The 13,698-nt window shown below is 68.0% G+C and carries 15 protein-coding genes; 5 read left to right on the top strand and 10 right to left on the bottom strand.

Translation table 11 applies throughout. From position 1 onward, the window contains the following. Positions 1-68 precede the first annotated feature (68 nt). From ACFYO1_RS00270 to ACFYO1_RS00250, 5 genes are all read right to left on the bottom strand, one after another. Positions 69-1,274 (bottom strand): FAD-dependent oxidoreductase, encoded by a 1,206-nt coding sequence (locus tag ACFYO1_RS00270; protein WP_387225624.1) that lies wholly within the window; start codon positions 1,272-1,274, stop codon positions 69-71. 183 nt (positions 1,275-1,457) lie between these two features. Further along, positions 1,458-2,117: a PadR family transcriptional regulator gene (locus ACFYO1_RS00265; protein ID WP_387225623.1), complete on the bottom strand. Its 660-nt coding sequence runs from the start codon at positions 2,115-2,117 to the stop codon at positions 1,458-1,460. Between the two features lie 82 nt (positions 2,118-2,199). Continuing rightward, the gene (locus ACFYO1_RS00260) at positions 2,200-4,233 is read right to left on the bottom strand and encodes a DHA2 family efflux MFS transporter permease subunit (protein ID WP_387225621.1); all 2,034 of its coding nucleotides are present in this window, start codon (positions 4,231-4,233) and stop codon (positions 2,200-2,202) included. Between the two features lie 55 nt (positions 4,234-4,288). Further along, positions 4,289-5,233: a sigma-70 family RNA polymerase sigma factor gene (locus tag ACFYO1_RS00255; protein ID WP_387225619.1), complete on the bottom strand. Its 945-nt coding sequence runs from the start codon at positions 5,231-5,233 to the stop codon at positions 4,289-4,291. Positions 5,234-5,307: 74 nt separating this feature from the next. Continuing rightward, positions 5,308-5,616, bottom strand: a complete 309-nt coding sequence (locus ACFYO1_RS00250; RefSeq protein ID WP_387225617.1) for a hypothetical protein — start codon at positions 5,614-5,616, stop codon at positions 5,308-5,310. Between the two features lie 102 nt (positions 5,617-5,718). Between ACFYO1_RS00250 and ACFYO1_RS00245 the strand changes: the two genes are divergently transcribed. Continuing rightward, complete coding sequence (locus ACFYO1_RS00245; protein WP_387225616.1) at positions 5,719-6,354, top strand: TetR/AcrR family transcriptional regulator; 636 nt, start codon at positions 5,719-5,721, stop codon at positions 6,352-6,354. On the opposite strand, the gene ACFYO1_RS00240 is transcribed toward ACFYO1_RS00245, so the two are convergent. Beyond that, positions 6,339-6,983, bottom strand: a complete 645-nt coding sequence (locus ACFYO1_RS00240) for a TetR/AcrR family transcriptional regulator (RefSeq protein ID WP_387225614.1) — start codon at positions 6,981-6,983, stop codon at positions 6,339-6,341. The two genes, ACFYO1_RS00245 and ACFYO1_RS00240, sit on opposite strands and share 16 nt — an antisense overlap. 197 nt (positions 6,984-7,180) lie before the next feature. On the opposite strand from ACFYO1_RS00240, the gene ACFYO1_RS00235 reads away from it, so the two are divergent. The 4 genes from ACFYO1_RS00235 to ACFYO1_RS00220 all read left to right on the top strand — a co-directional run bounded on the left by ACFYO1_RS00235 (position 7,181) and on the right by ACFYO1_RS00220 (position 10,611). Next, positions 7,181-8,587: a lipase family protein gene (locus tag ACFYO1_RS00235; RefSeq protein ID WP_387225612.1), complete on the top strand. Its 1,407-nt coding sequence runs from the start codon at positions 7,181-7,183 to the stop codon at positions 8,585-8,587. A gap of 200 nt (positions 8,588-8,787) precedes the next feature. Then, positions 8,788-9,663 carry an oxidoreductase gene (locus ACFYO1_RS00230; RefSeq protein WP_387225610.1) on the top strand — a complete coding sequence of 292 codons (876 nt, stop codon included), beginning with the start codon at positions 8,788-8,790 and terminating at the stop codon, positions 9,661-9,663. Between the two features lie 109 nt (positions 9,664-9,772). Beyond that, entirely contained in the window at positions 9,773-10,225 is a 453-nt protein-coding gene (locus ACFYO1_RS00225) for a transcriptional regulator (protein WP_387225608.1), read from the top strand. Beyond that, positions 10,222-10,611, top strand: a complete 390-nt coding sequence (locus ACFYO1_RS00220) for a DUF3817 domain-containing protein (protein WP_387225606.1) — start codon at positions 10,222-10,224, stop codon at positions 10,609-10,611. The genes ACFYO1_RS00225 and ACFYO1_RS00220 overlap by 4 nt, the downstream gene beginning before the upstream one ends. A 75-nt stretch (positions 10,612-10,686) precedes the next feature. Here ACFYO1_RS00220 and rdgB read toward each other — a convergent pair whose 3' ends face one another. The 4 genes from rdgB to ACFYO1_RS00200 form a co-directional block, all read right to left on the bottom strand. Beyond that, a complete protein-coding gene (gene rdgB, locus ACFYO1_RS00215; RefSeq protein ID WP_387225604.1) occupies positions 10,687-11,298 on the bottom strand; it encodes an RdgB/HAM1 family non-canonical purine NTP pyrophosphatase in 612 nt (203 codons plus the stop codon). 2 nt (positions 11,299-11,300) lie between these two features. Beyond that, complete coding sequence (gene rph, locus ACFYO1_RS00210) at positions 11,301-12,071, bottom strand: ribonuclease PH (protein WP_387225602.1); 771 nt, start codon at positions 12,069-12,071, stop codon at positions 11,301-11,303. A gap of 42 nt (positions 12,072-12,113) precedes the next feature. After that, positions 12,114-12,878 (bottom strand): cyclic nucleotide-degrading phosphodiesterase, encoded by a 765-nt coding sequence (locus ACFYO1_RS00205; protein ID WP_387225600.1) that lies wholly within the window; start codon positions 12,876-12,878, stop codon positions 12,114-12,116. A 69-nt stretch (positions 12,879-12,947) separates the two neighbouring features. Further along, entirely contained in the window at positions 12,948-13,685 is a 738-nt protein-coding gene (locus ACFYO1_RS00200) for a rhomboid family intramembrane serine protease (RefSeq protein ID WP_387225598.1), read from the bottom strand. Positions 13,686-13,698: the final 13 nt, after the last annotated feature.

Genomic DNA, 13,698 nt, shown 5'->3' with positions numbered 1-13,698 from the left:
CCCGGAGTCCTTTCGGATCGACGTTTCTCCAAAGGGTACGGACCATCAGCCCGCGCGGTTCGAGCGAATCAGGCGGCTACCGCGAGTTCTTTCTGCGCGGGGGCATCCCAGTCGATCCGGTACCGCTGCTCGGGTCCCATGCTCTTCTCCGGGTTCATCAGCTTGATGAACAGCGGTGCCATCAGCTGCATCATCTTGCGTCCGACCGGCCCGAGGGTCTTGCTGTGGTTGGCCTTCGCCGCGCGCGCTGCTACGGCTTCCACTCGGGGCCTGCGCAGCTGCTCATAGGTGGCGAAGGCAGCCTCGGGCGTCGGCAGATCGCGCAGGCAGCGGGCCACCTGAATCGCGCTCTCGATGGCCAGCGAGGCGCCCTGCCCGGAACTGTTGGACGGCGCGTGCACCGCGTCCCCGATCAGCGCCATCCGGCCGCGGAACCAGTGCGGCACCGACGGCATGATGTGCAGCGCGCCGGACACCTCCAGCTGTTCCTCGGTGGTGCGCCGAGCGAATTCACCGCCGGGCGTGTCGTCGGCGTAGGTCTCGCGCAGAATGCCGAGCCAGTGCGCCTTCGGGATCGCCCGGGCCGCGGTGAGCGACAGGTACTCCTTGTGCGGCAGGTTGGCGCCCCACATCACCTGGCCGTCGCCGGTCGCCCCGTACAGGTAGTAGGCCTTCTTCCCGAACGCGAAGGTCATGGATTCCGGCTCGACGTGGCCGTCGTAGTCGATGATCGCGCCGAAGCCGAGCATGCCGAGGTACTCCGGGCCCGGCGCGTCCGGGTCGATCAGGCCGCGCACCGTCGACCGGATGCCGTCGGCGCCGATCAGCACGTCGGCGGTGGCGGTACTGCCGTCGGTGAACCGGGCGGTGATGCCCGAGTCCGACTCGACCACATCGACCAGGCGCTTGTTGTACTCGAACGGCACGCCGGCGCCGACCGCGTGATCGTGCAGGGTTTGATGCAGCTCGCCGCGATCGACCAGTTGCAGCGGCGGCAGGTCGGCCATCGGCGGCATGAACATGTCCTTGCCGCCGATGGACAGGCCCATCTTGGCGATCGGCTTCGCGATATCACGGACCGCGTCGCCCGCGCCGATGATGTCCAGGGCGGCAATGCCGTTCGGGGCGAGCGCGAGTCCGCTGCCGATGTTGTAGGACGAGCCGGGGTAGGCCTCGTAGACGCGGGCGTCGATGCCGGCCTTCAGCAGTGCGGTGGCGGCGACCGGTCCGGCGATGCCGCCGCCGATGACCAGTGCGGTTCTGACTTGTGACATGGGTGTCTCCAGGAATTGGTGTTGCGGGTTTTTCGAATCCCCGAACCGACCCGTGCACCACGCACCCAGTTATCCTGTGGTTGCCAGCCTTGTAGCCGGGTGCGCGCATGCGGGCGCGGTTCGAGACTGTTCAATCGGGCTCGGCGGCGGTGTTGCCGCACCCCGCCGAGCCTGGTCTCGCTGTCAGGACGATTCCGGTTGAGTCATCCTCCCTTCCACGGCCGCGACCACTTCAGCGGGCGGGATGTTGTCGGCATGGACCTGCCGCCACCACTCGACCTCGGGGAATGTGCCGTCGACGAGCTCGTCGCGCAGCGAACGGGCCCAGGCCGCTTCGGCTTCCAGCATCGCGAGCCCGAATTCGGATTCGATGATGAACAGCCGCGGCAGCTTCATCGCCATGACTTTGTCGAGTTCGGCGCGCACACCGTCGATGATGTGACCGAGCGCGTCGATGCGCCGGCCGAGCAGTTCGATGACCTCGTCGGGAGGCAGCACCGAGAGAATGGACAGGCCGGCGACGAAGCGGTGTTGTTCCGGCTCCGGCACGGCGACCAATTCCCTGGTCCAGTCGACGAGTTCGGCGCGACCGGCGTCGGTGAGCTGGTAGATCACCCGTTCCGGCCGCGCGCCGTCGCGCTCGCTGCCGATGATCTCCAGATAGCCGACCTTCTCCAGGTTCTGCACGACGGTGTAGAGCGAGCCCCACTTGATCGTCATGTCCTGGTCTTTGCCGCGGTCGCGCAGCGTCTGCGCGATCTCGTAGCGGTGCTTGGGCCGATCGATCATCGCCGAGAGCACCGCCAGGGCGAGCAGGTTGTTCACCTTGCGCTTCGTGGCCATCACACCTCCTTACTCGTCTACGAATATACGTGTACGAGTATTCGTGACGCAAGGGTCTCTCGCGGCGTGTGTGCCGGTGAGTTCAGGCGCGGGCGGGTTCGTGCTCGCCGGCCTCTTGCTCGAGCAGCTTGGCGGCGAGGTTGTCCAGGGCCTGGTCGAACAGCGCACGATCGGCGGGGTCGTCGTTGTTCCAGTCGTCGAGCCTGCGGTCGAGCCAGCGCCGCCACGCGGCCTTGACCCGGTCCAGCTCGGCCTGGCCCTGGTCGGTCAGGCGCAGCTCGTGGCCGTCGTCGACCAGGTAGCCCTTGTCCTCGACCCGGCGATAGATCGGCGCGAGGACGTCGTCGGGGAGCTTGTGCGCCCGGGCGACGGAGTCGAGCGTCGCGCCGCCTTGGACGCGGTCGCGCAGGTAGACCTGGCCGAGCGCCCAGGCTTCGCCGCGGCTCAAGGTGCTGCCCGCGTCGGCGAGGATGCGCAGGCCGATCGGCCCCTCGGCGTGTTCCTTGCGCAGGGTCGCGGCGATGGCGCGTTCCAGGTGCACCACCCGGTCCGCGGAGTCGGGCACCGAAAAGCCTTCGCCCACATCGCCCGCGCTCGTTCGCGCGCTGTCGCGCAGCGGTACCTCTTTGAGGAACCAGGCGACCACGAAACCGATCAGCGCGACCGGAACCACCCAGACGAAGACATGGTCGATGGTGTTCGCGTAGGCATCGATGATGGGTGCGGCCACCTCTTCAGGAACACTTTGCAGCGCTTGCGGATTCGCCGCGACCTCGGGCGGCACCACCTTCACCTGGACCAGCGCCTCACGCAGATTCGGACCGATCTCGTTGCTGTAGAGCGTGCCGAAAATCGCTGTGCCGAAAGTACTTCCGAGCGTGCGGAAGAACGTGACACCGGAGGTCGCGGTGCCGAGTTGCGCGTACGGCACGGTGTTCTGCACGACGATGGTGAGCACCTGCATGGTCAGGCCGATGCCCAGGCCCAGCACCAGCATGTACAGCGATTCTTCCCAGAAACCCGTGTCGCGGCCCATGGTCGACATCAGGTACAGCCCGAGCGCCATCACCAGCGTGCCGACGATCGGGAAGTACCGGTAGTGGCCGGTCTTGCCAACCACCTGGCCGGACAGGATCGAGGTGACTAGCAGCCCGGCCACCAGCGGCAGCGAGCGCACACCGGACATGGTCGCCGAAACCCCGTCCACGTATTGCAGATACGCGGGCAGGTAGGTGATCGATCCGAGCATGGCGAAGCCGCAGATGAAGCTGAGGATCGAGCAGACGGTGAACACTCTGCTGCGGAACAACCCCATCGGCAGCATGGGCTCCTTCGCCCGCAACTCGACCACCACGAACGCCGCGAACAGCACCGCCGACGCGGCGAACAGCCCGAGGATCATCGACGAGCCCCACGCGTATTCCTGCCCGCCCCACTCCAACCCGAGGATGAGCGTGGACACCGCGACGGCGACCAGGCCGATGCCCGCGTAGTCGATGACCGGCTTGATCACCGCGCGCACCCGCGGGATGGTGCGGGCGGACATGGCGATCATGATGATCGCGATCGGCACGTTGACGTAGAAGCACCAGCGCCAGCTCGCGTGGTCGGTGAACAGGCCGCCGAGCGTCGGCCCGATCACCGTGGTCACGCCGAAGACCGCGCCGAGCGCACCCTGATATTTCCCGCGCTGACGCAGCGGGATGGTGTCGGCGATGAGCGCCATCGCGGTGACCATCAGCCCGCCGCCGCCGAAACCCTGGATGCCGCGGGCGATGATCAGCAGCGTCATCCCATTCGCCAGGCCGGCGATCATCGAGCCGATGATGAAGATCAGCGCGCTGAGCTGGAAGATCAACTTGCGGCCGAACAGGTCGCCGAGCTTGCCGGCCAGCGCGGTCGCCACCGCCTCGGCGAGCAGATACGCGGTGACCACCCAGGCCATGTGCCCGGCCTCGCCCAGATCGGCGACGATCGTCGGCAGCGCCGTGGACACGATCGTCTGATCGAGCGCCGCCAGCAGCATGCCCAGCACAATGGTGGCGAACACGAGGTTGATCTTCGCCCGGCTCATCGGCTCGGGGTCCTTCTCGGCGACAGCGACTGCACCGGTCATCGAAACAGTATGGTCTTGTTTCGCTGAGCTGTCCGTCCAGCGACACGGCAGCGATTCAGCCGAGCAGTCCTTCCAGCGCTTTCACGCGTCCCGGTCGACGGAGCTTGGCCATGCCCTTGGCCTCGATCTGACGGGCGCGCTCGCGGGAGAACCCGTAGGTCTTGCCGATCTCGTCGAGCGTCTTCGGGTCGGCGCCGTCGAGGCCGAAGCGCAGCGCGATCACCCGGGCCTCGCGGTCGGTCAGCCCGGCGAGGACCTCGGCGAGCTGGGCCCGAGTCACCGTCGCGAGCGCCGTCTCGGCCGGGTCGGGCGCGGTGTCGGCGAGGAGCTCGCCGAACTCGGCGGCGTCGCCGGCGCCGACCGGGGTGTGCAGCGAGATCGGTTCGCGCGCATGGTCGAGCACCTCGCGCACCTTGTCCGGGGTCAGGGCCAGTTCGGCGGCCAGTTCGCCGACTGTGACGTCGCGGCCGAGTTGCTGGGTGAGTGCCCGGCGGGTGCGGGTCACCCGATTCAGCACCTCGACGACGTGCACCGGGATGCGGATGGTGCGGCCCTGGTCGGCCAGCGCGCGGCCGATGCCCTGCTTGATCCACCAGGTGGCGTAGGTGGAGAACTTCAGGCCGCGGCGGTGATCGAACTTCTCCACCGCGCGGATCATGCCGAGGGTTCCCTCCTGCACGAGGTCGAGCAGCGAGATGCCGACCGGCGTCGGGTAGCGCTTGGCGATCGAGACGACCAGGCGCAGGTTCGCCTCGATCATGTGGTCCTTGGCGCGCCGGCCATCGGCGATCCGGCGACGCAGCTCACGCTGATCCGCAGGGTCGGCCGTGGCGAGTTCCGCGGCCGCGAGTACGCCCGCCTCGATGCGCCCGGCCAGCTCGACCTCCTGGGTGGCGGTCAGCAGCGGGGTGCGGGCGATGAGCCGCAGGTAGTCGCGCACGGGGTCTTCGCTGACGGTGCCGGAGACGCGGGCGGGGCGCGCGGCGCAGAGCTGGGTCACGGGCGAGTCCTTCCGAAGGGAGCGAACCGGGCGCCGGCACGTGGCCGGCGCCCGGCGGGTGGGGCACTCGACGATCAGCCGCGGCCGGGGATGCGCAGCGGACGCTGCGGGGCCGCACGGAACGCGGCCTGTCGCATGCGAGAGTCGCGAGCGGCCTGACCGCGGGACCGTCCCGCGTTCTTCCGGTCGAGCCGAGGCGCGGCAGGGAATCCGTTGGCGCGCTGCTTCTTTCGCTCGGACGCGGGGTCGCTCGGCGCGAAGCGGCGCAGGACTGCGTCGATGGTGGTCTGCGCGGTGGTCTTGTCGGCCATGGTGGCTGGTCCCTTTCGGTCGGTGGTGGAGATGGTGCGGGCCGGGGTCGCTTCGACAAGTCCGTAGTTCATACGCGGTGGCGCTCCTTCGTTCTCGATACCGAAGACAAAGTTAGAACGGACCTAAAAATATGTCAAGCATAAATTTTGGTCGATATCAGATATGGTGGACGCATGAGCACAGAGACGTTGGGCCTGCGGGACCGGAAAAAGGCGCAGACCAGGGAGAACATCTCCCATCACGCGACCGTGCTGTTCCTCGAGCACGGCTTCGACAAGGTGACGATCGCCGACGTCGCGGCCGCCGCGCAGGTCGCCAAGATGACGGTGACCAACTACTTCCCGCGCAAGGAGGACCTGGCGCTCGACCTGCACGACGTGTTCGTGGATCAACTCGCGCGCGTCGTCCGCGAGCGCAAACCCGGCGAATCCGCCTTGGCCGCGCTGCGGGCGGCCTATCTGACGGCGGCGGCCGAGCAGGACCCGGTGGCCGGCTTCTCCGGGCCGGAATTCGCCAAGCTGATCAACGACAGTCCCGCGCTGGTCGCGCGGTTACGGGAATTCCACGACGAGCGCGAGCAGGCACTCGCCGATACGCTGGCCGCCGAAACCGGCTCGGCGGCAACGGATATCACGCCGCGAGTCGCGGCGGCATTATTAGGCGGCGTGCATCGGGTGTTGTTCGACGAGACCATGCGGCGCACGCTCGACGGTCAGTCGAACGACGAGATCGCCACGGCCATCAGCGAATACGTCGGTACGGCGTTCGACGCGCTGGCGCCGTCGCTGGCCGGCTACGCCGTGCGCTGATCGGGAACTTCCAGCAGCGACAGCGCGATCGGCACCAGCAATTCCACCAGCTCGCCGACCGAAGGGCGCGGATCGGCCAGCACCCACTCGTGCGCGAGCCCGTTGATCGCGCCGATGAGCGCGCTTGCGCCCCAGGCACTTCCGCCGCGGATCCGGGCGCCGGGCGCCACCGCCGGCACCAGGCCGGTATCCAGCAGCGTGGCCCACGCGTGCCGCCGTTCCCGGCGGTGCCGCTCCATGCGGTCGCTGACGCCGACCACCTCGACGAAAGCGACCTTGGCCCGATACGGGTCGGAGCCGATCGAGCCGAGGTAGGCCGAGACCATGGCGGTCATCGCCGCGGTCATGTCGACGTGCGGATCGAGTTCGGCCAGCGCCGCGACCAGCACGGCCGCCGCGTCGTCCTGGATCCGGTCGTAGGCGGCGACCAGCACGTCCTCCCTGGTCTGGAACTCCTCGTAGAACTGCCGCTTGGACAGCGACGCGGCGGCGCAGACGTCGGCGAGCGAGCAGTTGGCGTAGCCGCGTTCGGCGAAGATCCGGGTCGCCGCGTCGAGGAAGCGCTCGCGGCGTTCGGCCTTGCGTTCCGTGACGGCACGTCCGCCGTATTGCCTGCCAACAATGGTCACCGCTCCACCGTATCGGAGCCGCCACCGCAACCGTCGTGACCAGGCACGTTTCCGTCGGGAGCGAACCCGCGGCAACCGGACCGCGAGACAAGTCTCGTTGCCGGGTATTTGTGATCCGCGTCATGGCGTTGCATACTCGACGCAGTCTGAAACCAACTGGGCTCACATGTGCGTCCGGGCAACAAAGAGGTTGATCTGTGGTTACTCCGCACAAGCACGCACCGAAGCTGCTCGTCGCCCTCGCCGCGCTGGCGATCGGGCTGCCGTTCGCCCTCGCCGGGCAGGCCGTCGCAGCACCGGACGCTCCCCCGGTCCAGCCCGCGCTGCCGTTCCCGATTCCGCCCATGCCGCCCGGCTTCGACCCGGCGTTCTATCGCCCGGCGCCGGAGACCTACGCGAATCTCGAACCGGGACAGCTCATCGCGGCCCGGCAGGTGAATGTGGCGAACCTGTCGCTGATACCGGTCAACGTCGATTCCTGGCAGCTGTCCTACCGGTCGACCAATACCCGTGGCGAGCCGATCGCCGCGGTGGCGACGGTGCTGAAGCCGCGCGGCTACGTCGCGGATCGGCCGCTGTTCTCCTATCAGATCGCCGAGGACTCCACCGGCAACTACTGCATGCCGTCCTATCAGCTCCAAATGGGTTCCATACCGGCGACATTGACCGGCTCGGTCCTGGTCGCCGCGCAGTTCCTGGAGGTGCAGGCGGCGCTGGCGCAAGGCTGGGCGGTGGTCGTGCCCGATCATCAGGGCCCCGATTCCGCCTATGCCGCAGGACCTTTGGCCGGCCGGATCACCCTGGACGGCATTCGTGCGGCGGAGCACTTCGATCCGATGCAGTTGTCCGGCACCAGCACCCGGGTGGGGATGATGGGCTACTCGGGTGGCGCGATCGCCACCGGCCATGCCGCCGAACTGAAGCAGAGCTACGCTCCGGAACTCAACGTCGTCGGCGTCGCCGAGGGCGGCATCCCCGCCGATCTGTCGGCCGCGCTGAAGATGGCCAACGGCAATCTCTCCGCCGGGCTCATCTTCGCCGGCGCGCTCGGCGTCTCCCGCGAATACCCGGAACTGCGAAACTTCCTGGACACCAACATGAACGGTCTCGGCAAGCTGATGATGGCGGCCAAGGACCAGCTCTGCGCGAGCTACCAGTCGATCTTCTTCCCGTTCGCCGACAACGTCGGCATGCTGGCGAAAAACCCGTTCACCGATCCCACGGTGGCCTCGGTGCTGGACCGGACCAAGATGGGCAAGGCCGTGCCGGACATGCCGATGTTCATGTTCCAGGCGAACCCGGACTGGCTGATCCCGGTCGGCCCGGTCAACGAGCTCGTCGCCTACTACGCGCAGGACCCGAACGCGCGGGTCGAGTACGTCCGCGATCACTTCAGCGAGCACCTGACCCTCGACCCGATCGGCGCGCCGCGCGCGCTGCTGTGGTTGCGGGATCGGTTCGCCGGCAAACCTGTGGCACCCGGCGTCACCACCACCGATGTCGGCTCGATGATGCTCGACCCGGCGACCTGGCAGGTGTGGGGCGAGACGGTCGGTACCACGCTCGCCGCCGCGTTCCAGCAACCAATCGGCAGTGGACGCTGAATGAACTCCGGGTAGGAAAGATGTGATCTGTAGCGAGCGTCTGGCAGACCGCCCGGCACGCTGTTGTTATCTCATACGACTGTGATCTCTCCCGGCTGTGCGCTCGACCGAGTGACAGTAATCACTTCCGTCTGAGACACTCGTCGACAGATCGCGGGGAAACCCTTCCCCCGGAACTTACTCCAGAGTAAGGTTGATTCATGGCGTGGAAACCTTCTGAAATCCCGGATCAGACCGGACGCACCTTCGTGATCACCGGCGCGAACGGCGGGTTGGGCGCCGTGACCACCGAGGTCCTCGCGGCCAAGGGCGCGACCGTCGTCATGGCCTGCCGCAACGCGGCCAAGGCGCAGGCGGTCGCGGACGGCATCACCGGCGACGTCCGCGTGGCCGAGCTCGACCTGTCCGACCTGGCCTCGGTGCGCAAGTTCGCCGACGAGCAGGCCGAGTTCGACGTGCTGATCAACAACGCGGGCCTGATGAACGTCCCGTTCTCCCGGACCAAGGACGGCTTCGAGACGCAGTGGGGTGTCGACCATCTGGCCCACTACGCGCTGACCGGCCTGCTGCTCGATCGCATCCGCGACCGGGTGGTGACGCTGGCCAGCATCGCGCACAAGCAGACGCCGAAGCTGTGGGTGGACGACCTCAACTACGAGCACCGTCGCTACCAGCGCAACCTCGCCTACGCCCAGGCCAAGCTGTCCAACCTGATGTTCGCCAGGGAACTGCAGCGCCGGCTGGCCGAATCCGGTTCGAGCAAGCGGTCTTACGGCGTGCACCCCGGCGTCTCGGCCACCGATCTGTTCGCCCGGACCGAGACCCCGATCGACCGGATCATCAAGCCGTTCGTCGCGATCATCGGCCATCCGCCGAAGAAGGCCGCGCACTCCTCACTGTTCGCCGCGACCGTGCCCGATGCCGATCCCGAGGTCTACTGGGGTCCGCGCCGGTTCTTCCAGACCCAGGGTCCGGTGGAGGCCTCGCCGTCGAGCCGGTTGTCGAAGAACAAGGAGCTGTGGAAGCGCCTCTGGGAGGAATCCGAGCGGTTGACCGGCGTCACCTACAAGTTCTGAGCCCGACGACCCGCCCGCCGACTGCGGGCGGGTCGTTGCGCGTCCCGGCCGGGTTCCGACCGCCGACCTGCTCCTACGGACCGTGTAGTAGACGGGTACCGTGGTAGCCGTGTCCGCTTCACCCCGCCGCTCGGCACACAATCGCCCGGCCCTCATCGTGCTGGTGATCGTCGCTGCGCTCGGTTGCCTGGGTTTGGCCTGGTGGCAGTGGCAGCGGTTCGAATCGACCAGCGGCACCGGCCAGAATCTGGGATACGCGCTGCAATGGCCGTTGTTCGCGGCGTTCGCGGTGTTCGCCTACTTCCGGTTCGTCCGGCTGGAACGCGAGGCCGAGGAGAGCGAGCAGCCCGGCGCGGAGAAGCCGAGACCGGCGCCGAAAGCCGTTGCGCCGCGTGAGATCCCGGCAGGCCTGCTGCCGGAGCGGCCGAAGGCGGCGCGCGACGAGGACCCGGTGCTCGCCGAATACAACAGGTATCTGGCCGCGCTGCACGCCCAGGACATCGATGATCAGGTCCGCGCGGCGAGCCTGAATACTCGCGACACCGAGAGGAGCGCCGGTTGACCGCCAGCGAGAATTCCACCGAGAGCACCGCGGCCACCGCGAGCACCCTGGCGCCGAAGCCGATCGGCGGGGCGAACACCGCCAAGATCAAGTCGGCGCTGCTGCGCTACCGCACGCTGGCCTGGATCACCGGCCTGTGGCTGCTGCTGCTCACCGGCGAGATGATCGCCAAGTACGGCTTCGACGTGCACACGCCGAGCTGGATCGCGGTCGTGCACGGTTGGGTGTACTTCGTCTACCTGCTGGTCACCGCCGATCTCGCGGTGAAGGTGCGCTGGCCCGTGCTGCGCACCGTCGGCACGCTGCTCGCCGGCACCATCCCGCTGCTGTCGTTCTTCGTCGAACACGTGAACGCGAAGAAGGTCAAGCGGGACTTCGGCGTCTAGCACCGCACCACTTCCGACTTCCCGCACCGAGAATCGCATGCGAATTTCGGTGCGGGAAATCAGAAGGCGTGCGGCTCAGCTCTCGGCCAGCTCGGCGAGCGTGGGGAGCAGTTGGGTGAGGGCGCGGCCGCGGTGGGAGACGGCGTCCTTCTGGGCGGGGGTCAGCTGGGCGGCGGAGGTGTCGCCGCCCTCGGGAATGAACAGCGGGTCGTAGCCGAAACCGCCGTCGCCCAAGGGTTTCCGGCCGACGACGCCCGGCCATTCGCCGCGCACCACGATCTCCGCGCCGCCGGGCACGACCAGCGCGCAGGTCGAGACGAACCGCGCTCCGCGCCGCTCGTCCGGCACGTCGCCGAGCTGGGCCAGCAACAGCGCGTTGTTCGCCGCGTCGTCGCCGTGCCGCCCCGACCAGCGGGCCGAGAGCACGCCGGGCATGCCGTTGAGCGCGTCCACCTCGATCCCGGAATCGTCTGCGACACAGGCCAATCCGGTGGCAACCGCGCCGTCGCGGGCCTTGGCCAGCGCGTTCTCCTCGAACGTCGCGCCGGTCTCCGGCGCTTCGTCGTAGGGCGGCACATCGTCGAGCCCGACGATCTCGATCCCCGCGATGCCCGCGTCGGCCAAAATGCGGCGCAGTTCGTTCAGCTTCTTGGCATTGCGGCTGGCCACCAGCACACGACGGGCCATGACTACTTCTTCTTCGACTCGGACGGCTCCGGCAGCACGCCGGGGTAGGGCAACGCCAGCGCCTCTTTCTGGATGGCGAAGATCTGCTCGCAGCCGACGATCGCGGAGTCGAGCATCTTGTCCAGGGTGGAGCGCGGGAAGGTGGCGCCCTCGCCGGTGCCCTGGATCTCGACCAGGGTGCCGGTGTCGGTGGCGACCACGTTCATGTCGACCTCGGCGCGCGAATCCTCCTCGTACGGCAGGTCCAGGCGGACCCGGCCGTCGACGACGCCGACGCTCACCGCGGCGATGGCACAGGAGATCGGCTGCGGGTCGGCCAGCACGCCCTTGGCGGCCAGGTAGGTGATCGCGTCGACCAGCGCGACGTAGGCGCCGGTGATGGCGGCGGTCCGGGTGCCGCCGTCGGCCTGCAGGACGTCGCAGTCGATCGCGATGGTGTTCTCGCCGATGGCGGCCAGGTCGATGCAGGCGCGCAGCGAACGGCCGATCAGCCGGCTGATCTCCTGGGTCCGGCCGCCGACCTTGCCCTTCACCGACTCGCGCCCGCTGCGGGTGTGCGTGGCCGCGGGCAGCATCGCGTATTCGGCGGTGACCCAGCCCAATCCGGAGTCGCGCCGCCACGGCGGCACGCCCTCGGTTACGCTCGCGGTGCACATCACCCGCGTCTGACCGAATTCGACCAGCACCGAACCGGCTGGATGCGTGGTGAATCCCCGGGTGATTTTTACCTCGCGGAGTTCGTCGTCCGCTCTGCCATCGGCTCGTCTAGACACGCGCACAGCCTAGTCATACAGACCGGTCAGCCGGGGACCCGGTCAGAGATCGAAGGTCTCGCCCGGTGCGACGGCGTGGACCGGCCCGGAGAACTGCGCCTTGGCCTCGGCGATGACGTCCTCGCGCGAGGTCCACGGCGGGATGTGGGTGAGCAGCAGCTCCTTCACGCCCGCCCGCGCCGCGATCTGGCCGGCCTCGGTGCCCGAAAGATGAATCCCGGGCGGACGATTCGCCGGATCGTGGGTCCAGGACGCCTCGGCCATCAGGATGTCGGCGCCCTGCGCGAGTTCGTTGACCGAGTCGCACATCGCGGTGTCGCCGGTGTAGACGAAGGTGCGTCCGGCGGCGGTGACGATGCGCAGGCCGTAGGACTCCGGCGGGTGGAACATCCGGCGCGCGGACACGGTGTGGCCGGGCCCGAATTCGATCTCCTCGCCCTCCGCCCACGCCCGGTGGTCGATCACGTCGGACCAGTCGTCGCATTCGCCGCCGACCTCGGCCGAGGCATTGCCGATGCGCAGCGCGCTGTCCGACGGACCGCGCACGATGGCCCGGCCGACCGGCGGGGTCGGATGGTAGCGCCGCCAGACCAGCAGGCCCGGCAGATCCAGGCAGTGGTCGGCGTGCAGATGGGTGAGGAAGATGTCGACCTCACCGGGATCGGCGTAGCGCTGCAACGCGCCGAGCACGCCGGGACCGAAATCGATCACCACGGGCGTCATATCCGGCCCGGTCAGCAGATAGCCCGACGCTGGGGAATCCGGGCCGGACACGCTGCCCGAGCACCCGAGGACGGTGAGGCGCATTCCCCCATGCTCCCACGACGAATTCTCACTCAAGAACCGATCCCCCACATTCCGTTCCGAGCTGCGGAATCACCGTGGCGACGCAATGATTCCGGCCTGATCCCCGCGACGATTTCGGCGTGCATCACCAGAGAGTACCCAGCCGGCGAGCAGTCCACCCACCGCCCCGAAAAGATGGCCCTGCCAAGAGATTCCAGCTTGGCCGGGTAATACACCCCACAATACAGAGCCGTAAACGGCCAGCACCACGAGTCCTAGGATGATCTGACCGAGATTGCGGGCGAACCAGCCGCGCGAGATCAGGAAGGTCAGCCAGCCGAATACCAGGACCGACGCGCCGAGGTGCACGCTGCCGGAACCGCCGGTCAGCCAGGTGCCGACGCCGGCCACGACCCAGATGATCGCGGTGGCGGCCAGGCCGCGGCCGATGCCGGCGAGCAGGGCGAGAAAGCCCAGGACCAGGACCGGAACGGTGTTGCCGATCAGATGCGGCCAGCCGTGATGCAGGAGCGGGGCGAACAGGATGCCCCAGAGTCCGTCGGCGGATCGGGGATGGATGCCCGCGTTGTCGAGTTGGTTGTCATCGAGGGTGTCGACACCTTCGATGCCGTAGAGCAGCACCACGAAACCCGCGATGAGAACGCCCGCGCGCAACCACAATTGCCGGACGACGGCGAAATTGTTCGACTTCACCGGGGCGCCCGCCGCGGTCCGCGGGGCCGACGCGCCCGGATTCCCCAACTGTGCCCGGATCGCCGCGATCCGATCGGGGTCGAATGACGAACCGATTCCCGAACCGCCGGTCATCGCAGCCTCCTCG

This window comes from Nocardia sp. NPDC006044, assembly GCF_042871115.1.
Taxonomy (GTDB): domain Bacteria; phylum Actinomycetota; class Actinomycetes; order Mycobacteriales; family Mycobacteriaceae; genus Nocardia.
The sequence above is the reverse complement of the archived record's forward strand: the minus strand, read 5'-3'. Positions and strand labels throughout refer to the sequence as shown.